Below are 20,572 nucleotides of genomic sequence, written 5' to 3' on the forward strand. Positions count from 1 at the left end.
TCAGTCGGCCAACTCCAAAATTCTCGCCACTAGCTGCGAGAAGCTTAATCCAAACTGGCGCGCTGCCATCGGCACCAGGCTATGACTGGTCATGCCCGGAGAGGTGTTCACCTCAAGCAGATAGAAGCTGCCATCGCTGTCTTGCATCACGTCGACGCGGCCCCAGCCGCTGCAGTCCAGACCGCGGTAGGCGCGCAGCGCCAATGCCGCCATCTCGGCTTCCTGCTCGGCGCTCAAACCGCTCGGGCAGAAGTACTGCGTGTCGTCCGAAATGTACTTGGCCTGGTAGTCGTAAAACACGCCGGCCGGCTGGATGCGGATCGACGGCAGCACCTGGTCGCCCAGCATTGCCACCGTGTATTCCGGGCCGCTCAGCCACTTCTCCACCAGCACATCGTCGTCATGGCGGAAGGCTTCTTCCAGCGCGGCTTCCAACGCAGCGCTCTCGGTGACCTTGCTCATGCCGACGCTGGAGCCTTCACGGCTCGGCTTGACGATCAGCGGCAGGCCGAGATCCGCCACGCGCGCCAGCAGCGCCGCTTTTTCGGCGCCGAGATACAGCTGGCGATTCAGCGCCACGTAAGGCGCCACCGGCAAGCCCATCGACTGCCACACCATCTTGGTGCGCCATTTGTCCATGGTCAGCGCCGAGGCCATCACGCCGCTGCCGGTATAAGGCAGCTCGAGGAACTCCAGCAGCCCCTGCAGGGTGCCGTCCTCGCCGCCGCGGCCGTGCAGCGCGATAAACACTTTGGTGAACCCTTGATCTTTCAGCTGGGTCACCGGGAAATCGCGGGTATCGACGCCGTGCGCATCGATGCCGGCTTCGCGCAACCCGGCCAGCACCGCGGCGCCGGACTGCAGAGAAACGTCACGTTCAGCGGAGGTGCCGCCCAGCAGAACTGCAACTTTATCAGCCATGGTGCTCCTCCTCTTTCTTCGGCGGCTGCAGCTTCAGCTCGGCCAGTTTACGGGCGATTTTGCCCACGTTGCCGGCGCCTTGCACCAGCACCAAGTCTTCATCCTGCAGCAGCTGCGCCAGCGTTTCCGGCACGGTATCGGCATCGGAAACCAGGATCGGATCCAGCTTGCCGCGGCTGCGGATGGTGCGGCACAGCGAGCGGCTGTCCGCGCCCGGGATCGGCGCTTCGCCGGCGGCGTACACGTCGAGCATCAGCAGCACATCCACCTGCGACAGCACGTTGGCGAAATCGTCGTACAGATCGCGAGTACGCGTGTAGCGGTGCGGCTGGAAGATCATCACCAGACGCTTGTCCGGCCAGCCGGCGCGCGCCGCTTTCAGCGTGGCGTCCACTTCGGTCGGATGGTGGCCATAATCGTCCACCAGCATCGCGCTGCCCGCTTTGCCGTTGACCGGCTCCAGCGGAAACTCGCCGAGGAAATCGAAGCGGCGCCCAGTGCCCTGGAAGCCCGCCAGCGCGCGCAGGATATCTTCGTCGTCGATGCCTTCTTCGGTCGCTACCGCCACCGCCGCCGCTGCGTTCAACGCATTGTGGCGGCCCGGCGCGTTCAGCGTCACCGTCAGCAACGGTTTGTCCTGACGGCTCAGGGTAAAGTGCCCCTGCGGCCCAATCTGCCGGTAGTCTTCGATGCGCACGTCGGCATCTTCACTGAAGCCGTAGGTGGTGATGTGGCGACCCACGCGCGGCAACAGCTCGCGCACCACCGGATCGTCGATGCACATCACTGCGCGGCCATAGAACGGCAGGTTGTGCAAGAAATTGATAAACGTCTGCTTCAGGTTCTCGAAGTCGCCCTGGTAGGTGTCCATGTGGTCGGCTTCGATGTTGGTGACTACGGCCACCATCGGCTGCAGATGCAGGAACGACGCATCGCTCTCATCCGCTTCCGCGATCAGATAACGGCTGGACCCCAGTCGTGCGTGGGTCCCCGCCGCCTTCACCAGCCCGCCATTGACGAAGGTCGGGTCCAGGCGGGCTTCGGCGTAAATGCTCGAGACCATCGCCGTGGTGGTGGTTTTGCCGTGCGTGCCGGCGATAGCGATACCGTGGCGAAAACGCATCAGCTCCGCCAGCATTTCAGCGCGGCGGATCACCGGGATGCGCGCTTCACGAGCGGCGACGATCTCCGGGTTGTCGGCGGAGATGGCGGTAGACACCACCACCACGCTCGCATCCAGCACGTTTTCCGGACGGTGATTGAAATAAATCGTCGCCCCGAGCGCGCTCAACTGTTGGGTGACCGGATTCGGCGCCAGGTCGGAGCCGCTGATCTGATACCCTTCGTTTGCCAACACTTCGGCGATACCACCCATGCCGGCACCACCGATGCCGACAAAGTGAATGTGCCGGACGCGACGCATCTCGGGCACGATAGTACGTAGTTTCGCCAGTTGTTGTGTATTCATCACTCTCTCTAATCCGGATCCGGTACCCCGGCCCTACATCACATTGCTTTTATTCAGGTTCGGCGCGCCGAACCCCTGCACTCGTTACTTGGCGAGCCGCACCAGCTCCGCCGCCACGCGCTCGGTGGCATCCGGAATGGCGACCGCACGCGCTTTCTCGGCCATGGCCAGCAGCGTCTTGCGATCCCAACTCGCCAGCAGTTCGGCCACCACATCGGCGTTAAACTGCGGCTGTTCGATAATCTTCGCCGCGCCGGCTTCTTCCAGCGGACGCGCGTTCCAGTACTGCTGACGATCCTTGTGCATAAACGGCACGAAGATCGCCGGCAGCCCCGCCGCCGCGATTTCACTGACGGTCAACGCGCCGGAGCGGCAGACCACCACGTCGGCCCAGGCATAGGCGGCGGCCATGTCGTCGATGAACTCGGTCACTTTGTGCTGCGTCTGCCCTACCCTTTCGTAGTCGCGCAGCACCGTTTCCAGCGCGCCCTTGCCAACCTGATGCCAGAGCGTAATTCTATCGCCCAAACGCGCCGCGACTTCAGGAACTGTCTGATTCAGCACGCGGGCGCCCTGACTTCCGCCAATCACCAGCACGCGGATCGGGCCTTCGCGCCCTTGCAACCGCTCTGCCGGCAGTGGCAGCGCCAACACGTCGGTACGCACCGGGTTGCCCACCACCTCGGCGTTCGGGAACGCGCCGGGGAAGGCCTGCATCACTTTGGCGGCGATGCGCGCCAGCCAGCGGTTGGTCAAACCGGCGATGCCGTTCTGCTCGTGCAGCACCACCGGGATGCCGCACTGCCAGGCTGCCAGGCCGCCGGGACCGGAGACGTAGCCGCCCATTCCCAGCACCACATCCGGCTGATAGCTGCGCATAATGGCTTTTGCCTGACGCACCGCCTGCCAGATCCGCAGCGGTGCGGTCAATTGAGCCTTCAGGCCCTTGCCGCGCAGGCCGGAGATGCGGATAAAATCGATCTCGATCCCGTGCTTCGGCACCAGATCGGCTTCCATTCGGTCTGCGGTTCCGAGCCAGCGCACCTGCCAGCCCTGCGCCATCAGATGATGCGCGACCGCCAGCCCCGGGAACACGTGCCCACCGGTACCGCCTGCCATCACCATTAAACGCTTAGGTTTCCCGCTCATCCCTTACCTCTTCACAAACGCCTGAGCCTTGGTCAGGCGCGTTTCATAATCAATTCGCAGCAACAGCACGATCGCCGTCGACATAATCAGCAAGCTCGAACCGCCGTAACTGATCAGCGGCAGCGTCAGACCTTTGGTCGGCAGCATGCCCGCGGCGGCGCCGACGTTAACCAGCGCCTGGAAGCTGAACCACACGCCGATCGCGCAGGCCAGGAAGCCGGAGAAGCGTTGGTCGATCTCCAGCGCGCGGCGCCCGATGGACATCGCGCGAAAAGCGACGAAGAATACCATTAACAGGGCTAAAACCACACCGATATAGCCCAGTTCTTCCCCCAAAATGGAGAAGATGAAGTCGGTGTGTGCCTCTGGCAAATACTCCAGTTTCTGCACCGAGTTGCCGAGCCCCTGCCCCCAGAACTCGCCGCGGCCGAACGCCATCAGCGACTGGGTCAGCTGGTAGCCGCTGCCGAACGGGTCGGCCCACGGGTTCCAGAACGACGTCACGCGGCGCATACGGTACGGTTCCGCGATGATCAGCAGCACCACGGCGAACACGCCGGAGCCGATGATCGCCAGGAACTGCCACATTTTCGCACCGGCCAGGAACAGCATTGCTAGCGTGGTGATGAACAGCACCACCACGGTACCGAGGTCCGGCTGCGCCAGCAGCAGCACCGCCAGCACCACCATCACGCCCATCGGCTTGCAGAAGCCCCAGAAGTTGCTGCGCACCTCTTCCACCTTGCGCACCAGATAGCTCGCCAGGTAGCAGAACAGCGACAGCTTGGACAGCTCCGCGGGCTGAATACGCAACGGGCCGAGTGCGATCCAACGCGAGGCCCCGTTTACCGAGCTCCCCACCACCAGGACGATCAGCAGCATCACGATCGACATCAGCAGCATCACGTTGCTGTAGCGCTGCCAAATTTCCATCGGGATGCGCAGCGTCACCAGCGACAGGCCGAACGCCAGGCCGAGGTACAGCGCGTCACGTTTGGCGAACAGGAACGGATCGTCCGCCAGGCGTTGGCCGATCGGCATCGAGGCCGAGGTCACCATCACGAAGCCGATGATCGCCAAGCCGAAGGTCAACCACAGCAGGGTGCGATCGTACAGCACCATGTTGACCGCGTCGTTGTCGCGCGCGCCGGTCACCCAGTCTTTCAGCCGTTCTGTCAGCCCGAAGTTCGGCAAGCGTAGTTTCATCCGCCAAGCTCCTGCGCCAGGCGGGCGAACTCATCGCCGCGCACTTCAAAATTACGGAACTGATCGAGGCTGGCGCAAGCCGGCGACAACAGCACCATATCGCCGGGCATTACGCGGCCGGCGATGGTGCGCATCGCCTGCTCCATGGTCTCGGTCAACGTCGCCACTTCCGGCCGCAGCTGTGCCAGCTGAGCGCCGTCACGGCCAAAACAATACAGACGCACGTTGTCGCCCTGCAGATAGCGCGCCAGCGGCGAGAAATCGGCGGACTTGCCGTCGCCGCCCAGCAGCAGATGCAGCGTGCCGTCCACCTGCAGGCCGTTCAGCGCCGCTTCGGTGCTGCCGACGTTGGTGGCTTTGGAATCGTTGATCCAACGCACGCCGTTGTGCTCCCAGGCCAGCTGGAAGCGGTGTGCCAGGCCGGTGAAGGTGGTCAGCGCCTTCAGGCTGGACGCACGCGGGATATTGACCGCATCCGCCAACGCCAGCGCCGCCAGGGCGTTGGTGTAATTGTGGCGGCCGGTCAGCTTCATTTCGCGCGTATTCAGCACCTTCTCACCGCGCACCCGCAGCCAGGTTTCCCCCTGCTGGCGGTTCAAGTGATAGTCGCCTACGTCCGCGCCGAAGCTGACACAGCGTTCGTCGGCGCCGCGCACCGGCATGGTCAGCGCGTCGTCCGCGTTCACCACGCACACCGCGGCGTTTTCATACACGCGCAGCTTGGCACCGCGATACTGCTGCAGACCGAACGGATAGCGATCCATATGATCTTCGGTCACGTTCAGGATGGTCGCCGCCGCCGCCCGCAGGCTATACGTCGTTTCCAACTGGAAGCTGGACAGCTCCAGCACGTAAAGCTGACATTCCTGGCGCAACAGGCTCAGCGCCGGCAGGCCGATATTGCCGCCCACGCCCACCGCCCAACCGGCGGCTTTCGCCATCTCGCCCACCAGGGTGGTGACGGTGCTCTTGCCGTTGGAGCCGGTAATCGCCACGATCGGCGCCTGCGCCTCGCGGCAGAACAGTTCGACGTCGCCGACGATTTCGACGCCGGCGTCAGCCGCGGCGCTCAATGCCGGGGTCGCCAGCGCGACGCCCGGGCTGGCAACGATCAGATCCGCCGCCAGCAGCCAGTCTTGATTCAGATCGCCCAGATGGCGCTCCACGCTTTCAGGCAGTTTGTCCAACCCTGGCGGCGCGATACGGGTATCCATCACGCGCGGCGTCACGCCGCGCGCCATGAAGAAATCGACACAGGACAGGCCGGTGAGGCCCAACCCGATGATGACGACTTTTCTACCCTGATAGTCTGCCATGATTAACGCACCTTCAGCGTTGCCAGGCCAATCAGCACCAGCATCAGCGAAATGATCCAGAAGCGCACGATCACGCGCGGTTCCGGCCAGCCTTTCAATTCATAGTGGTGGTGAATCGGCGCCATGCGGAAAATGCGTTGTCCGCGCAGCTTGAACGATCCCACCTGCAGGATCACCGACAGCGTCTCTACCACGAACACGCCGCCCATGATCACCAGCAAGAACTCCTGGCGCAGCAGCACCGCGATGGTGCCCAGCGCGCCGCCCAGCGCCAGCGAACCGACGTCGCCCATAAACACCTGAGCCGGGTAGGTATTGAACCACAGGAACCCGAGGCCGGCGCCGACGATGGCGGTGCAGACGATCACCAACTCACCGGCATGACGCAGATACGGAATATGCAGGTAGTTGGCGAAGTTCATATTACCGGTCGCCCAGGCCACCAGCGCGAAGCCGGCCGCCACGAATACCGTCGGCATGATCGCCAGGCCGTCCAGGCCGTCGGTCAGGTTGACCGCGTTGCTGGTGCCGACGATGACGAAATAGGCCAGCAGGATGTACAGCAGGCCCAGCTGCGGCATCACGTCCTTAAAGAACGGCACAACCAGCTCGGTGGCTGGCGTGTCTTTTCCTACGGCGTACATGGCGAATGCGACAATCAGCGCAATCACCGATTGCCAGAAATACTTCCAGCGGGCGATCAGCCCTTTGGTGTCCTTACGCACCACCTTGCGGTAGTCGTCGACGAAGCCGACGATGCCGTAACCCACCAGCACAAACAGCACGCACCAGACATACGGGTTGGACGGGTAGGCCCACATCAGCACCGAAATGGTGATGGAGGTCAGGATCATGATGCCGCCCATGGTCGGCGTGCCGCGCTTGCTGAAGTGCGACTCGGGGCCGTCGTTGCGCACCACCTGACCGAAGGACATTTCTTGCAGGCGCTTGATCACCCGCGGGCCCATCCACAGCGACAGGAACAGCGCGGTCAGCAGGCTGACAATGGCTCGGAACGTCAGATAAGAAAAGACGTTGAAGCCTGAGTAATACTTGACCAAATGTTCGGCCAGCCAAACTAACATGGTGCTTTCTCCTGTAACGCGCGTACTACCTGCTCCATTGCGGCACTACGTGAACCTTTGATTAACACGGTGATGACCGCATGTTCCGACAGTAATTCCGCCACGCGCGCGATCACTGCTGTCTTGTCCTGATAATGTTCGCCGTTGCCGGACGCTTCGCTCAGCACGCGGCTCAACCCGCCGACGCTGATCACTTTATCGACCCCGGCCAGGCGGGCGGCTTCACCCACCTGACGGTGGCACTCTTCCGCTTCTGCGCCCAGCTCGGCCATATCGCCGACCACCATCACGCGGTAGCCCGGCATTTCCGCCAGCACCTGCGCCGCCGCGGTCATCGACCCGACGTTGGCGTTATAGCTGTCGTCCAGCAGCAGCTTGCCTTCGGCCAGCGCCACCGGGAACAAGCGCCCCGGCACCGCCTGCAATTGTTTCAACCCCTGACGCACCGCTTCGAGCGTCGCGCCCACCGACATCGCCAGCGCCGTGGCCGCCAGCGCGTTGGCCACGTTGTGGCGCCCCGGCAGCGGCAGTGCGATCTCGGCGGTGCCGAACGGGCTGTGCAGCGTGAACTGCGTACCTGCGCCATTCACCCGCACGTTGTCCGCGAAGAAGTCCACACCTTCGGCGGCCTGCGGCGAGAAGCGCCAGACGGTTTTGCCGACCAGCATGCTCTGCCAGTGCGGCCAATCGTTGTTATCGGCGTTGATGATCGCCACGCCGTCGGCCGGCAGGCCAGTAAAGATTTCACCTTTCGCCTGAGCGACGCCGGCCAGCGAGCCGAAGCCTTCCAGGTGCGCCGCCGCCAGGTTATTCACCAAAGCGGTCTGCGGACGCGTCAATGCGGTGGTGTAAGCGATTTCGCCAATGTGGTTAGCGCCCAGCTCTATCACGGCAAAATCATGCTGCGGCTCCAGACGCAACAGCGTCAGCGGCACGCCTATGTCGTTATTGAAGTTACCGGCGGTATACAGCACTTCGCCGCATTCACGCAGAATGGCGGCGGTCATTTCTTTCACCGATGTCTTGCCCGAGGAGCCGGTCAGCGCCACCACGCGCGCCGGCACCTGCTGACGCACCCAGGCGCCAAGCTGCCCCAGCGCCAGACGGGTGTCTTTCACCACCAGCTGCGGCGCGTCCACCAATAAGCGCTTACTGACCAGCAACGCCCCGGCGCCTGCGGCTACGGCATCCGCCGCGAAGTCGTGAGCGTCGAAACGCTCACCTTTCAGCGCCACAAACAGGCAACCGGCGGTCACCTTGCGGGTGTCTGTCGTCACCTCGACAATTTGGCAATCGGCGCCGATCGGTTCAGCGCTCAATACCTCAGCCAGTGTCTGAAGAGAGACAGGGATCATGCCAGCACCCCCAGCAGTCGGGCGACCGTCGTGCGGTCGGAGTAATCTAGGCGGCGGTTGCCCACCAGCTGATAATCTTCATGGCCCTTGCCCGCCACCAACACCACATCCTGCGCCTGCGCTTGCATGATGGCGCTGGTTACCGCTTCGGCGCGGCCGTGGATCACCAGCGCCTGCCCGGCATCCAGCAATCCGGTCAGGATATCGTTGATAATTGCGCGCGGCTCTTCGGTACGCGGGTTGTCATCGGTGATCACCACGCGATCGGCGAACTGCTCGGCAATACCGCCCATCAGCGGACGCTTGCCCTTGTCGCGATCGCCGCCGCAGCCGAAGACGCACCACAGCTGCCCCTGGCAGTGCAGGCGCGCGGCTTCCAGCGCTTTCTCCAGCGCATCCGGCGTGTGGGCGTAATCCACCACCACCGTCGGTTTGCCCGGCGCGTTAAACACTTCCATGCGGCCGCAGACCGGCTGCAGGCGGCTGCCGGTTTCCACCAGCGCCTCCAGCGGATAGCCCAGCGACAGCAGCGTGGCCAAGGCCAACAGCAGGTTGCTGACGTTGAAAGCGCCCATCAGGCGGCTTTCGATCTCGCCGTCGCCCCAGCTGGAGCTGAAACGAACGGTGGCGCCGTTGTCGTGATAATCGACCGCCGTGGTTTTCAGCCAGCGGCCGTGGCCGCCCGGCTGCAGGTTGCCCTGCATCGTCACCGCTACCGCATCCGGCAGCTTGCTCAGCCAGCGCTGACCGACTTCATCGTCGGCGTTGATGATCGCCTGCCCCACGCTGTGGGCGGCGAACAGCGACCATTTGGCCGCCTCGTAATTGGCCATGTCACCGTGGTAATCCAGGTGATCGCGGCTCAGGTTGGTAAAGACCGCCGCGGCGAACGGCAGCGCCGCCACCCGGTGTTGCACCAGACCGTGGGAAGAAACTTCCATGGCGGCGAAGGTCGCGCCCTGTTCCGCCAACTCGTTTAATACGTGTTGAACATCCACCGCAGAACCGGTGGTATTCTCGGTCGGACACACCTGGCCCAGCAGACCGTTGCCGACGGTGCCCATCACCGCGCTGGTTTCGCCCAGCAGTTGGCTCCACTGCGCCAACAGCTGCGTAGTGGTGGTTTTGCCGTTGGTGCCGGTCACGCCGACCAGACGCAGACGCTCGCCCGGCTGGTGGTAAAAACGCCCGGCCAGCGCGGAAAGGCGCTGGTTCAGTTGGCTCAGGTAGATCACCGGCACGCCGTGCATCTCAACGATGGCGCCGTCTTCGGCCTGACCGTCAGCTTCGGCGATCACGGCGGCGACGCCCTGCGCGATGGCCTGCGGAATATAGCGGCGTCCATCCGTTTGATGGCCGACCACGGCGACAAACAGATCCCCGGCAGCCGCCACACGGCTGTCTAATGTCATTTCCCGCAGCGCGCGCCCGGGTGCCGTCGGCACCCACGGGGCGAGTAAGTCGCGCAAATTACGATCTGCCACCTGAACCCTCTTTCTTGTTAATCACTAATTCGCTTTTGTCACCGGTAGGCAACGCGTCAGGCTCGACGTTCATGGTGCGTAATACGCCGCCCATGATGGCGCCGAACACCGGCGCGGAGATTGCACCACCATAGTATTTCCCACCCTGCGGGTCGTTGATGACGACCACCAGGGCAAAACGGGGGTTACTTGCCGGCGCGACGCCGGCGGTATAAGCGATGTATCGGTTGACGTATTTGCCGTCCGGGCCAACTTTTTTCGCGGTACCGGTTTTGATGGCGATACGGTATCCCTTGATGGCGGCTTTCACGCCGCCGCCGCCCGGCAAGGCCACGCTTTCCATCATGTGCACCACGGTGCGCACCAGAGGTTCAGGGAAAACGCGTTCGCCGGCGACCGGAGGGTCAACCTTGGTGATCGACAATGGGCGATACACGCCCAGACTGCCGATCGTTGCATAGACTCGCGCCAACTGTAACGGAGTTACCATCAGCCCGTAGCCGAAAGAGAAGGTGGCCCTCTCTATGTCAGACCACCGTTGTTTTTTTGGGTATATGCCACTGCTTTCTCCGACCAGCCCCAAATTGGTCGCTTTTCCCAGCCCAAAACGAGAGTAAGTATCTACTAACGCTGAGGACGGCATCGCTAACGCCAGCTTTGAAACACCGACGTTACTCGACTTCTGCAAGATCCCGGTCAATGACAGCTCCGAGTACCGCGCCACGTCTTTGATCTCGTGGCCCTGAATGCGATACGGGATGGTGTTCAGCACGCTGTTTTCTCTCACCACGCCGTTTTGCAGCGCGGTCATCACCACCATCGGCTTCACGGTTGAACCGGGTTCAAAAATATCGGTGATAGCACGGTTACGCATGGTCTCTTTCGGCGTACCGGCCATGTTGTTCGGGTTGTAAGACGGGCTGTTGGCCATCGCCAGCACTTCGCCGGTGTTCACGTCGATCAGCACCGCAGTGCCCGATTCGGCCTTGTTGAACGCCACCGCGTTGTTCAGCTCGCGATACACCAGCGCCTGCAGGCGCTCATCGACGCTCAGCACCAGGTTGTGCGCAGCCTGGCTGTCGACGGAGGAGATATCTTCGATCACCCGGCCGAAGCGGTCCTTACGCACCGTTCTCTCGCCCGGTTGCCCGGTCAGCCAGCGGTCGAAGCTCTTCTCGACGCCTTCGATGCCTTGCCCGTCGATGTTGGTCACACCGATGATGTGCGACGTCACCTGCCCCGCCGGGTAGTACCGGCGCGACTCCTGCCGCAGGTAGATCCCCGGCAGCTTGAGTTTGTGGATGTAGTCGCCAATCGCCGGGTTCACCTGGCGAGCCAGATAAACGAAGCGCCCTTTCGGGTTGGCGTTGATGCGGTTGGAAAGCTGGTCCAGCGGGATGTTGAGCGCATCGGAAAGCGCTTTCCAACGGCTGTCCAGCGTGATGCCGCCGCGCTCGTTCAGCTCTTTCGGATCCGCCCACACCGCATTGACCGGCACGCTGACCGCCAACGGACGGCCGGCGCGATCGCTGATCATGCCCCGCGCGGTCGGCACTTCCTGCACGCGCAGCGAACGCATGTCGCCTTCTTTCACCAGACGATCGGGGTTGATGACCTGCAGGTACGCGACGCGCAGCATCAGGCCAACCATCGCCAGCAAAATGCAGCCGCACAGCAACGCAAAACGCCAGCTGACAAAGCTGGCCTGATCTTCCTGGCGTCTCAACTTACCGGGGCGCGCTGCTTTCATGCGTTTCCTTTCTACTCCGTGTCATTATTCCGGTTAAACCATTCATTGTTTAACGATGATATTTTCCTGCGATGGATCAACATGTTGCATCTGCAGTTTTTCTGTCGCGATACGTTCAACCCGGCTGTGATCGCCGAGGGCGTTCTCTTCTAAAATCAGGTTGCGCCACTCGATATCCAGCGCATCACGCTCCAGAACCAGCTGTTCGCGCTCGGCGGTCAGCAGGCGGGTGCGGTGCGCGGTGGTCACCACGAAAACCGCGGAGACCAGTGACGCAATCAGTAAAATCATGGGGATCTTGGCGTTGCGCAGCAGATCGCCGCCAATCACCCCGACCAGGCCGTGACGTTCGTTGCCGATCACGCGGGCATCCTCTCAGCAATACGCAGCACCGAGCTGCGCGCACGCGGGTTGTCCGCCACTTCCGCTTCCGACGGCATCATTTTGCCCAGCGCTTTCAGCGTTCGTCCGCCCATGCTGCGCAGTTGCTCTTCGGTCAACGGAATGCCCGCCGGCACCTGAGCGCCGCGGCTGTGGTGACGCATAAAGCGTTTGACGATGCGGTCTTCCAGCGAATGGAAACTTATGATCGACAAACGGCCCTGTGGGGCCAGCACTTCCAGCGCGCCGTCGAGCGCACGCTCGATCTCTTCCAGCTCGCTGTTGATATAGATGCGGATCGCCTGGAAGCTGCGCGTCGCCGGATGCTTGTGCTTTTCACGGAACGGGCTGGCATCGGCAATCAGATCCGCCAACTCTTTGGTGCGCGTCATCGGCTCCACGCGGTTTCTTTCGACGATGGCGCGTGCGATGCGCTTGGCGAAACGCTCTTCGCCAAAGGTTTTCAGCACCCAGGCGATATCGTCCGCCTCGGCCTTCATCAGCCAATCCGCGGCGGACAGGCCGGTGGACGGATCCATGCGCATGTCCAGCGGACCGTCGCGCATAAAGGAGAACCCGCGCTCTGCGTCGTCAAGCTGCGGCGAGGAAACGCCCAGATCGAGCAGAACGCCGTCGATCTTGCCGACCAGTTCGCGCTCCCGCACATAGTGCGACAACTCGGAAAATGGGCCGTGTACGATGGTAAAACGAGGATCTTCAATAGATTTGGCGGCTGCAATCGCCTGAGGGTCACGGTCAATTGCCAGCAAGCGCCCTTCCGGCCCCAGCTGGGACAGAATCAGACGAGAATGGCCACCGCGACCAAAAGTACCGTCGATATATATGCCGTTGCTGCGGATGTTGAGGCCGTTGACGGCTTCGTCCAGCAGGACGGTGGTGTGTTTATAGTTTTCCAACATGCTTATAGCGACAAGTCCTGTAGCCGCTCAGACAACGGTTCCTGAGTCGACTGTTCAGCGTCAATATCATCCTTGACTTGTTGATACCAGGTCTGTTCATCCCACAGTTCAAACTTGTTGAACTGACCGACCAGCATCACTTCTTTTGTGAGCCCGGCGTGTTGCCGCAGCGTATTGGCAAGCAGCAAACGACCGGCACTATCCATCTGACACTCACTGGCATGCCCCAACAGCAGGCGCTGAACGCGGCGCTCGGCGGGATTCATGCTCGACAGACGTGATAATTTTTGTTCAATAATTTCCCATTCGGGCAAAGGATAAAGCAGCAGGCAGGGCTGATGGAGGTCAATGGTACAGACCATTTGGCCTTGCGATTCCTCGTTGAGCAATTCCCGATATCGGGTAGGTACGGCGAGCCGCCCTTTGCTGTCGAGGTTGACCATCGTCGCTCCACGGAACATTCCTGAGCTACCCCTTAGTGACCGTTTTCACCACTTTACCCCACAAATTCCCACACAATGGAGTTTACGGAGGGTATGAAAACCTTGTCAAGCCAGAGCGCCAGCGCTTTGGCAATATTTCTCTGGTCATTTTGGGAGCTGACTCGCGAAAGAAACTCTGATTATTCGACGATTAAAAATTAACACCATGATAAACGGAGAGAATTTTCTAAGCGGAAAGAATCTGATTAAAAACCTGACGAACTGGCGATTAATTAACTCATTACTTCCTTCTGCAAGCCATGTCTCATTTTTCAGCTCGGCAATCTCAGGGCTGTAACCGCTGCCGCCCCGCGCCCGCCAAGGCTCAGCGCCTGGCGAATCGACCGAAGAATAAGGCCATAACCCCTTGAGTTAATAACGCTCAATCGTTATTCACCGTGAAACTGCGCGCTATTTTACTTCAATTTGTCCCGCCATGATGAGAGCACGATAAAAATAAATGGCTCGGATATTACGAGCAGAAGTAATTTCAATTTAAATCAATTTGGTAAGATTATTCCCAAAATACCTGTTTACAATTATGGTTTCATTTTCTTACACCTTTATTTCCACAATTTTTGCCGGAAAAAAACCTCTTCAAACACCAAAAATCGCAACTGCATGTTTTTAATGAATTTATTTAAATTCACCGATTTTAATCTCCCTGTCCCATCCTGTGCCCCTGTTCTGCGGGACAAAAACCGAACAAATGTTAAAATTAAAAATTTAAATCCAGTTAAAAAACACAATACAGATTAGTACACTATATGAAGCGCAAAAAACCAGAATTAACAACTAGGAATAAATAATTTAACAGAACATTAACCAAAAAGGAGAGAGTGCATGCTTTCGCCCGCCCCTCACTGGCGTAGCGCCGCTGCCGATACGTTCGCACTGGTGGTGTACTGCTTTATCGCCGGCATGGCGATAGAAGTGTTGATCTCCGGCATGAGCTTCCAGCAATCCCTCTCTTCGCGCCTGCTGTCGATCCCGGTCAACATCCTGATCGCCTGGCCTTACGGCCGCTATCGCGATCTGTTTATCCGCACGGCACGCCGCTGCCCACGCGGCCAATTCCTACTGCGCAACCTCGCCGATCTGCTGGCTTACGTCAGTTTCCAGTCGCCGGTTTATGCCGCCATTCTGTGGAGCGTGGGCGCCGACGGCCAACAAATGCTGGCGGCGGTGACCAGCAATGCGCTGGTCTCCATGGCGATGGGCGTAGTGTATGGCTATTTCCTGGAATATTGCCGACGGCTGTTTCGGGTCGCGGGTTACGTCTAAACCAGGAGCCCGACAACGCGGGCTCCTGTAGAGCGGCCTATTTGCGGCTCAGGCTACCGCGGCGGAACAGATTACGGCGTATCCGCGTCAGTCCCGGTTTGGGTTTACGCGGTTCGTCCAGGCTGGCCAACACCAGCTCCAGCACGCGTTCGGCCACGTCGCGATGGCGCTGCGCTACCGCGAGCACCGGGCACTCCAGAAAATCCAACAGCTCATGGTCGCCGAAGGTGGCAATCGCCAGATCGGTCGGCAAACGGCCGCGTTGCTTCAGCGTCACGTCCATCACGCCCTGCAATAAAGAGAACGACGTGGTGAACAGCGCCTGCGGCATCGGGTGCGTTTTCAGCCATTCGGCAAACAGCGCGCCGGCGGCCTCACGCTCATAGCTGTTGGCGTACAGATAATCGACATGGCGAGGATCCTCTTGCCAGGCCTGACGGAAGCCCTGCTCACGCAGGAAGCTGACCGAAAGCTCCGGCAAGGCGCCCAGGTACAGTACCGACTCCGCCGGGAAGGTGCGCAGCTCCTGCGCCAGCGCAAAGGCATCTTCCTCGTCGGCCCCGACGACGCTGATGAAATGCTCGCGATCCAACGCGCGGTCCAGTGCGATGATCGGCAGCGGATCGTTGGCCCAGCGTTGATAGAAGGGGTGCTCCGGCGGCAAGGCGGTGGAAACGATGATGGCGTCCACCTGACGCTGCAGCAAGTGCTCGATACAGCGCATTTCGTTGTCCGGCTGATCTTCGGAGCAGGCGATCAGCAATTGATAACCACGCTGGCGCGCCTGACGCTCCAGGTAGTTGGCGATACGGGTATAGCTGGTATTTTCCAGATCCGGGATCACCAGACCGATAGAACGGGTGCGCCCAGCGCGCAGCCCTGCCGCGACGGCATTCGGGTGGTAGTTATGCTCCCTGACCACGGCCATCACTTTCTCGACGGTTTTATCGCTGACACGATACTGCTTCGCCTTGCCGTTGATGACATAACTGGCCGTCGTGCGCGAAACGCCCGCGAGACGCGCGATTTCATCCAGTTTCACATTAACCCCTTAATGACGCTGAAAATAGAAGTGAAGGCTGTGCTCGGATTAACCATGACATCCCGTGCGGTTATTCAATCCAGCCTCTGCGATCTAACAGCAGAAAACACTACCTAGCAACCGCTTTTGCCGAAAGGTGCCAGCAATCGGGCAAAAAAATGCCGAAAAACAAAGGGCGCAGCCATGCCGCGCCCCGATTATTCGCCACTAAACCGCGCTCAGCGCATGATTTTGTCGCCGCGCGACACGCCGACCACGCCGGAACGCGCCACTTCCACAATCTCCGCCACTTCACGCACCGCGCTCAGGAAGGCGTCGAGCTTGTCGCTGGTGCCGGCCAGCTGTACCGTGTACAGCGTCGCCGTCACATCGACGATCTGGCCGCGGAAAATGTCGGCGCAGCGTTTCACCTCTTCACGGCCATAACCGCTGGCCTGCAGCTTCACCAGCATGATCTCGCGCTCGACGTGAGCGCCTTGCACCAGCTCGCTGACGCGCAGCACGTCCACCAGCTTGTGCAGCTGTTTCTCAATCTGCTCCAGCACTTTCTCGTCGCCGACGGTCTGGATAGTCATGCGCGACAGCGTCGGATCGTCGGTCGGCGCCACCGTCAGGCTTTCAATGTTATAACCGCGCTGGGAGAACAGCCCGACCACGCGCGACAAGGCGCCGGATTCGTTTTCCAGCAAGACAGATAAAATACGGCGCATGATCAGGTCCTCTCCGTTTTGCTAAGCCACATTTCGTCCATGCTTCCGCCGCGGATCTGCATCGGGTAAACATGTTCGGTTTCATCGACGGTCACGTCGACGAACACCAGCCGCTCTTTTTCCGCCAGCGCCTGCGCCAGCTTACTTTCCAGCTCATCCGGCGTGCGGATGGCGATGCCGACATGGCCGTAAGCCTCGGCCAGCTTGACGAAGTCCGGCAGCGAATCCATGTAAGACTGCGAATGGCGGCCGGAATAAATCATGTCCTGCCACTGCTTCACCATGCCCAGATAACGGTTATTGAGGTTCACCACCACCACCGGCAGGTTATATTGCAGCGCAGTGGACAGCTCCTGAATATTCATCTGAATGCTGCCGTCGCCGGTCACGCACACCACGGTTTCTTCCGGCAGCGCCAGCTTGACGCCCAATGCCGCCGGCAGGCCGAAGCCCATGGTGCCGAGGCCGCCGGAGTTGATCCAGCGGCGCGGTTTGTCGAACGGATAATAGAGCGCGGCGAACATCTGGTGCTGGCCCACGTCCGAGGTGACGTAGGCGTCGCCTTTGGTCAGGCGGTGCAGGGTTTCGATCACCGCCTGCGGCTTGATGGTGCCGCTGTGCTTGTCGTAACCCAGGCAGTCGCGGGCACGCCACTGCTCGATAGACTGCCACCAGTCGCGCAGCGCATCGTGATCCTGCGCTTTCTCATCCTGCGCCAGCAGCTCCAGCATTTGAACCAACACCTGCTTGGCATCGCCGACGATCGGAATATCGGCGTCCACCGTTTTGGAGATCGAAGTCGGATCGATATCAATGTGCAGCACGGTGGCGTCCGGGCAGTATTTAGCCAGATTGTTGGTGGTGCGATCGTCGAAGCGCACGCCTACGGCGAAGATCACGTCGGCATGGTGCATGGTTTTGTTGGCTTCATAGGTTCCGTGCATGCCGAGCATACCGACGCTCTGACGATGGGTGCCGGGGAAAGCGCCCAATCCCATCAGGCTGCTGGTTACCGGCAGGTTCAGCTGCTCCGCCAACGACAGTAATTCAGCTTCACAACCGGCGTTGATCGCGCCGCCGCCGACGTACATCACCGGCTTTTTGGCCGCCAGAATGGTTTGTAACGCGCGTTTGATCTGCCCACGGTGGCCCTGCACCGTCGGGTTATAAGAACGCATGCTCACGTCCTGCGGGTAGGCATAAGGCATCCGCACCGCCGGACCGACAATATCTTTCGGCAGATCGATCACTACCGGGCCGGGGCGGCCGCTGGAGGCCAGGTAAAAGGCCTTCTTCAACACCGCCGGGATGTCTTCGGTGCGTTTTACCAGGAAGCTGTGCTTCACCACCGGACGCGAAATCCCCACCATATCGCACTCCTGGAAGGCGTCGTAGCCGATCAGCGAGCTGGGCACTTGTCCCGACAGCACCACCATCGGGATCGAATCCATATAGGCGGTGGCAATACCGGTAATGGCATTGGTGGCGCCGGGGCCGGAGGTCACCAACACCACGCCCACTTCACCGGTGGCGCGCGCGTAACCGTCGGCCATGTGCACCGCACCTTGCTCGTGGCGCACCAGAATATGATCGATCCCTCCGACCGTATGCAGGGCGTCGTAGATATCGAGCACCGCCCCGCCGGGATAGCCGAATACATGCTTAACGCCCTGATCGATCAACGATCGGACGACCATCTCGGCTCCTGACAACATCTCCATGGGTTTGCCTCCAGGCTTGCTTATTCTTCTCTGGCGCCGGAACGTAGCGCCTGCTGCGGGGCAATGCCCCTAAATTTTTATGGGTTGTCGCTATCGAATTAACATAACGTCAGAAGATGGGGCAGGCAAACGGCAAAATGGCTTAACGGCGGCGGGGTTATTGCCAAGCGGCTGGAGATCGCGGCTTTATAAAAACAATGCGCTAGCCCCAGAGGCGTCAGGCTAGGCATTGTTTCGAACAGAGGGAAAATTACAGAACTAAATCAGGCGAGGTATATGCCGTTTTTTTCGCCGGACGCGCGATCCGGCGGCGGCGTCAAGCCTGTTCCTGGTACATTGAGTCGATTTCACGCTGATAGCGCTGCAGGATCACTTTGCGGCGCAGCTTCAGCGTTGGCGTCAGCTCTCCCAGCTCCATGGAAAAGGCCGCCGGCAGCAGAGTGAACTTCTTCACCTGTTCGAAGCGCGCCAGCTCCTTTTGCATCTCGCGCAGACGCTTTTCGAACATCTCGAGAATTTCACCGTTGCGCAGCAGTTCCAGACGATCTTGGTACTTCAGGTTGACTGACTTCGCGTACTCTTCCAGCGACTCAAAGCACGGCACGATCAGCGCGGAAACGAACTTGCGCGCATCGGCGATGATCGCCACCTGTTCGATAAAACGGTCCTGCGCCAGCGTACCTTCCAGCATCTGCGGCGCGATGTATTTGCCGCCGGAGGTTTTCATCAAATCCTTCAGGCGCTCGGTGATGAACAGATTGCCCTCTTCATCGATCGCCCCGGCATCGCCGGTTTTCAGCCAGCCGTCTGCGGTAAAGGTCGCGGCGGTTTCCAATGGCTTGTTGAAATAGCCGCGCATCACGATCGGCCCTCGCACCTGGATTTCATTTTCTTCACCGATGCGCACCTCGACCTCCGGCAGCGGTTTGCCGATGGAGCCGAAACGGAAATGCCCTTCTTCCCAGCAGGACACGGTCGCACAGGTTTCGGTCATGCCGTAGCCGTACTTGATGTTGACGCCCATCGCCTGGAAGAACAGGATCACATTGTCATCCAGCTTGGCACCCGCCGCCGGTAGAAAGCGCACCCGGCCGCCGAGGATACCGCGCAGCTTGCTCAATACCAGCTTGTCGGCCCAGCGATGGGAGAGTTCGAACAGTTTGCCCAACGGTTTGCCGGCCCGCTCCTGCAGGAACTTGCGCTCCCCGCAGACGATCGCCCAGTGGAACAGCGCGCGGCGCAGCCAAGGGGCCCGCGCCACTTTTTCATGCACCGCGCTGAAAATCTTCTCGTAGAAACGCGGTACCGCGCACATCAGCGTCGGGCGGACCTGCCCCATCGCTTCCCGCACCCAGTCGGTGTTCGGCAGGAAGACGTTCTGCGCGCCGGAATGCATCACAAAGAAGCTCCAGGCACGTTCGAACACGTGCGACAGCGGCAGGAAGCTGAGCGACACATCTTCTTCGCCGACCGTCAGCCTTTCATCATGCAGGTAAAGCTGCGCCGCCAGGTTGCGGTAGTCCAGCATCACCCCTTTCGGCTCGCCGGTAGTGCCCGAGGTATAGATCAGGGTGAAGAGATCCTGCAGGTCGCACTCTTCAATACGCTGCCGACGTTGAGCGGCAAAAGCCACCGGATCGGCAGCGCGTTCGAAGGCGCTCAGATGCTGTGCGATCTCGCAGCCGCGCAGATCGGCCCCCTCGTCGAAAACGACAATATGGCGCAGCTGCGGGCAGACGCCGCGCAGCGCGATGGCGGCGTCAAGCTGCGCCTGCTCGCCAACGAATAGTATACGGATGTCGGCGTCGTTGGTGACGAACGCCGCCTGTGCCGGCGTATTGGTGGAATACAGCGGTACGCTGACACCGCGCAGATGCAGGATAGCGAGATCGGCCAACGCCCAGGCCATCGTGTTATTGGCGAAAATACCGATGCGTTCTTGCACGTCGACGCCAAGCCCCAGCAGCCCGGCGGCAATGCGATCAATACGAGTGGCGGCCTCTCCCCAGGTCAATTGAAACTCGCTGTTTGGCGACCATTGGCGAAAAGCTGTGCGATCGGCTCGATGGGTGATTTGATGCTGTATACGATGGATCAAATGGTATTGCAGCAGATTAGTGATCATAGTGCTCTAAGCCTGAAATGAATCATACAGTTAAGCCTGAACGACGCCTTGCGGCCCTCATCTCAGCTTACACGTGTTTACTTTTTTCCGCGCAGTCTACCTACTCTCAGGCAGAGGGAAAAGTGATTTCAGCGTAGAAGTGTGAGCCAAAACTCAGGCCGGCTTTCGCGCTT

The 20,572-nt window shown here is 60.4% G+C and carries 17 protein-coding genes; 1 reads left to right on the forward strand and 16 read right to left on the reverse strand.

Features of this window, described 5'->3' with window-relative positions:
- The 12 genes from ACJ8HA_RS13855 to mraZ all read right to left on the reverse strand — a co-directional run bounded on the left by ACJ8HA_RS13855 (position 1) and on the right by mraZ (position 13,496).
- The gene (locus ACJ8HA_RS13855) at positions 1-921 is read right to left on the reverse strand and encodes a D-alanine--D-alanine ligase (RefSeq protein WP_127146503.1); all 921 of its coding nucleotides are present in this window, start codon (positions 919-921) and stop codon (positions 1-3) included.
- The gene (gene murC, locus ACJ8HA_RS13860; protein WP_025301571.1) at positions 914-2,389 is read right to left on the reverse strand and encodes a UDP-N-acetylmuramate--L-alanine ligase; all 1,476 of its coding nucleotides are present in this window, start codon (positions 2,387-2,389) and stop codon (positions 914-916) included. The genes ACJ8HA_RS13855 and murC overlap by 8 nt, the downstream gene beginning before the upstream one ends.
- An 84-nt stretch (positions 2,390-2,473) precedes the next feature.
- Positions 2,474-3,538 carry an undecaprenyldiphospho-muramoylpentapeptide beta-N-acetylglucosaminyltransferase gene (murG, locus tag ACJ8HA_RS13865; RefSeq protein ID WP_004932773.1) on the reverse strand — a complete coding sequence of 355 codons (1,065 nt, stop codon included), beginning with the start codon at positions 3,536-3,538 and terminating at the stop codon, positions 2,474-2,476.
- Positions 3,539-3,541: 3 nt separating this feature from the next.
- Positions 3,542-4,744, reverse strand: a complete 1,203-nt coding sequence (gene ftsW, locus ACJ8HA_RS13870; protein WP_025301570.1) for a cell division protein FtsW — start codon at positions 4,742-4,744, stop codon at positions 3,542-3,544.
- A complete protein-coding gene (gene murD, locus ACJ8HA_RS13875) occupies positions 4,741-6,060 on the reverse strand; it encodes a UDP-N-acetylmuramoyl-L-alanine--D-glutamate ligase (protein WP_049204793.1) in 1,320 nt (439 codons plus the stop codon). Before murD ends, ftsW begins: the two co-directional genes overlap by 4 nt.
- A 2-nt stretch (positions 6,061-6,062) precedes the next feature.
- The gene (gene mraY, locus ACJ8HA_RS13880) at positions 6,063-7,145 is read right to left on the reverse strand and encodes a phospho-N-acetylmuramoyl-pentapeptide-transferase (protein WP_004932782.1); all 1,083 of its coding nucleotides are present in this window, start codon (positions 7,143-7,145) and stop codon (positions 6,063-6,065) included.
- Positions 7,139-8,500 (reverse strand): UDP-N-acetylmuramoyl-tripeptide--D-alanyl-D-alanine ligase, encoded by a 1,362-nt coding sequence (gene murF, locus ACJ8HA_RS13885; RefSeq protein WP_342116887.1) that lies wholly within the window; start codon positions 8,498-8,500, stop codon positions 7,139-7,141. The genes mraY and murF overlap by 7 nt, the downstream gene beginning before the upstream one ends.
- Complete coding sequence (gene murE, locus ACJ8HA_RS13890; RefSeq protein WP_342116885.1) at positions 8,497-9,984, reverse strand: UDP-N-acetylmuramoyl-L-alanyl-D-glutamate--2,6-diaminopimelate ligase; 1,488 nt, start codon at positions 9,982-9,984, stop codon at positions 8,497-8,499. The genes murF and murE overlap by 4 nt, the downstream gene beginning before the upstream one ends.
- On the reverse strand, positions 9,971-11,734 hold the full coding sequence (locus ACJ8HA_RS13895; protein WP_004932790.1) for a peptidoglycan glycosyltransferase FtsI: 1,764 nt from the start codon (positions 11,732-11,734) through the stop codon (positions 9,971-9,973). The genes murE and ACJ8HA_RS13895 overlap by 14 nt, the downstream gene beginning before the upstream one ends.
- 42 nt (positions 11,735-11,776) lie before the next feature.
- Positions 11,777-12,097 carry a cell division protein FtsL gene (ftsL, locus tag ACJ8HA_RS13900; protein WP_025301566.1) on the reverse strand — a complete coding sequence of 107 codons (321 nt, stop codon included), beginning with the start codon at positions 12,095-12,097 and terminating at the stop codon, positions 11,777-11,779.
- Entirely contained in the window at positions 12,094-13,035 is a 942-nt protein-coding gene (gene rsmH, locus ACJ8HA_RS13905) for a 16S rRNA (cytosine(1402)-N(4))-methyltransferase RsmH (protein ID WP_025301565.1), read from the reverse strand. Before rsmH ends, ftsL begins: the two co-directional genes overlap by 4 nt.
- Positions 13,036-13,037: 2 nt before the next feature.
- On the reverse strand, positions 13,038-13,496 hold the full coding sequence (mraZ, locus tag ACJ8HA_RS13910; RefSeq protein WP_025159638.1) for a division/cell wall cluster transcriptional repressor MraZ: 459 nt from the start codon (positions 13,494-13,496) through the stop codon (positions 13,038-13,040).
- Positions 13,497-14,360: 864 nt separating this feature from the next.
- Between mraZ and ACJ8HA_RS13915 the strand changes: the two genes are divergently transcribed.
- Positions 14,361-14,801 carry an L-alanine exporter AlaE gene (locus tag ACJ8HA_RS13915; protein ID WP_025301564.1) on the forward strand — a complete coding sequence of 147 codons (441 nt, stop codon included), beginning with the start codon at positions 14,361-14,363 and terminating at the stop codon, positions 14,799-14,801.
- A 37-nt stretch (positions 14,802-14,838) separates the two neighbouring features.
- Here ACJ8HA_RS13915 and cra read toward each other — a convergent pair whose 3' ends face one another.
- From cra to ACJ8HA_RS13935, 4 genes are all read right to left on the reverse strand, one after another.
- Positions 14,839-15,843, reverse strand: coding sequence for a catabolite repressor/activator (gene cra / locus ACJ8HA_RS13920; RefSeq protein WP_025301563.1), 1,005 nt, complete (start codon positions 15,841-15,843; stop codon positions 14,839-14,841).
- Between the two features lie 218 nt (positions 15,844-16,061).
- Positions 16,062-16,553 (reverse strand): acetolactate synthase small subunit, encoded by a 492-nt coding sequence (ilvN, locus tag ACJ8HA_RS13925; RefSeq protein WP_004932806.1) that lies wholly within the window; start codon positions 16,551-16,553, stop codon positions 16,062-16,064.
- Between the two features lie 2 nt (positions 16,554-16,555).
- A complete protein-coding gene (gene ilvI, locus ACJ8HA_RS13930) occupies positions 16,556-18,274 on the reverse strand; it encodes an acetolactate synthase 3 large subunit (protein ID WP_043135936.1) in 1,719 nt (572 codons plus the stop codon).
- A 316-nt stretch (positions 18,275-18,590) separates the two neighbouring features.
- On the reverse strand, positions 18,591-20,399 hold the full coding sequence (locus tag ACJ8HA_RS13935) for an AMP-dependent synthetase/ligase (protein WP_442515374.1): 1,809 nt from the start codon (positions 20,397-20,399) through the stop codon (positions 18,591-18,593).
- Positions 20,400-20,572 lie beyond the last annotated feature (173 nt).

Origin of the sequence: Serratia sp. CY33802 (assembly GCF_052169095.1) — a bacterium.
Classification (GTDB): Bacteria; Pseudomonadota; Gammaproteobacteria; order Enterobacterales; family Enterobacteriaceae; genus Serratia; species Serratia bockelmannii.

Coding starts and splice junctions, on each gene's coding strand:
- ACJ8HA_RS13855 (WP_127146503.1), bottom strand. CDS start 921: ATGGCTGATAAAGTTGCAGTTCTGCTGGGCGGCACCTCCGCTGAACGT.
- murC (WP_025301571.1), bottom strand. CDS start 2,389: ATGAATACACAACAACTGGCGAAACTACGTACTATCGTGCCCGAGATG.
- murG (WP_004932773.1), bottom strand. CDS start 3,538: ATGAGCGGGAAACCTAAGCGTTTAATGGTGATGGCAGGCGGTACCGGT.
- ftsW (WP_025301570.1), bottom strand. CDS start 4,744: ATGAAACTACGCTTGCCGAACTTCGGGCTGACAGAACGGCTGAAAGAC.
- murD (WP_049204793.1), bottom strand. CDS start 6,060: ATGGCAGACTATCAGGGTAGAAAAGTCGTCATCATCGGGTTGGGCCTC.
- mraY (WP_004932782.1), bottom strand. CDS start 7,145: ATGTTAGTTTGGCTGGCCGAACATTTGGTCAAGTATTACTCAGGCTTC.
- murF (WP_342116887.1), bottom strand. CDS start 8,500: ATGATCCCTGTCTCTCTTCAGACACTGGCTGAGGTATTGAGCGCTGAA.
- ACJ8HA_RS13895 (WP_004932790.1), bottom strand. CDS start 11,734: ATGAAAGCAGCGCGCCCCGGTAAGTTGAGACGCCAGGAAGATCAGGCC.
- rsmH (WP_025301565.1), bottom strand. CDS start 13,035: ATGTTGGAAAACTATAAACACACCACCGTCCTGCTGGACGAAGCCGTC.
- mraZ (WP_025159638.1), bottom strand. CDS start 13,496: ATGTTCCGTGGAGCGACGATGGTCAACCTCGACAGCAAAGGGCGGCTC.
- ACJ8HA_RS13915 (WP_025301564.1), top strand. CDS start 14,361: ATGCTTTCGCCCGCCCCTCACTGGCGTAGCGCCGCTGCCGATACGTTC.
- ilvN (WP_004932806.1), bottom strand. CDS start 16,553: ATGCGCCGTATTTTATCTGTCTTGCTGGAAAACGAATCCGGCGCCTTG.
- ilvI (WP_043135936.1), bottom strand. CDS start 18,274: ATGGAGATGTTGTCAGGAGCCGAGATGGTCGTCCGATCGTTGATCGAT.
- ACJ8HA_RS13935 (WP_442515374.1), bottom strand. CDS start 20,399: ATGATCACTAATCTGCTGCAATACCATTTGATCCATCGTATACAGCAT.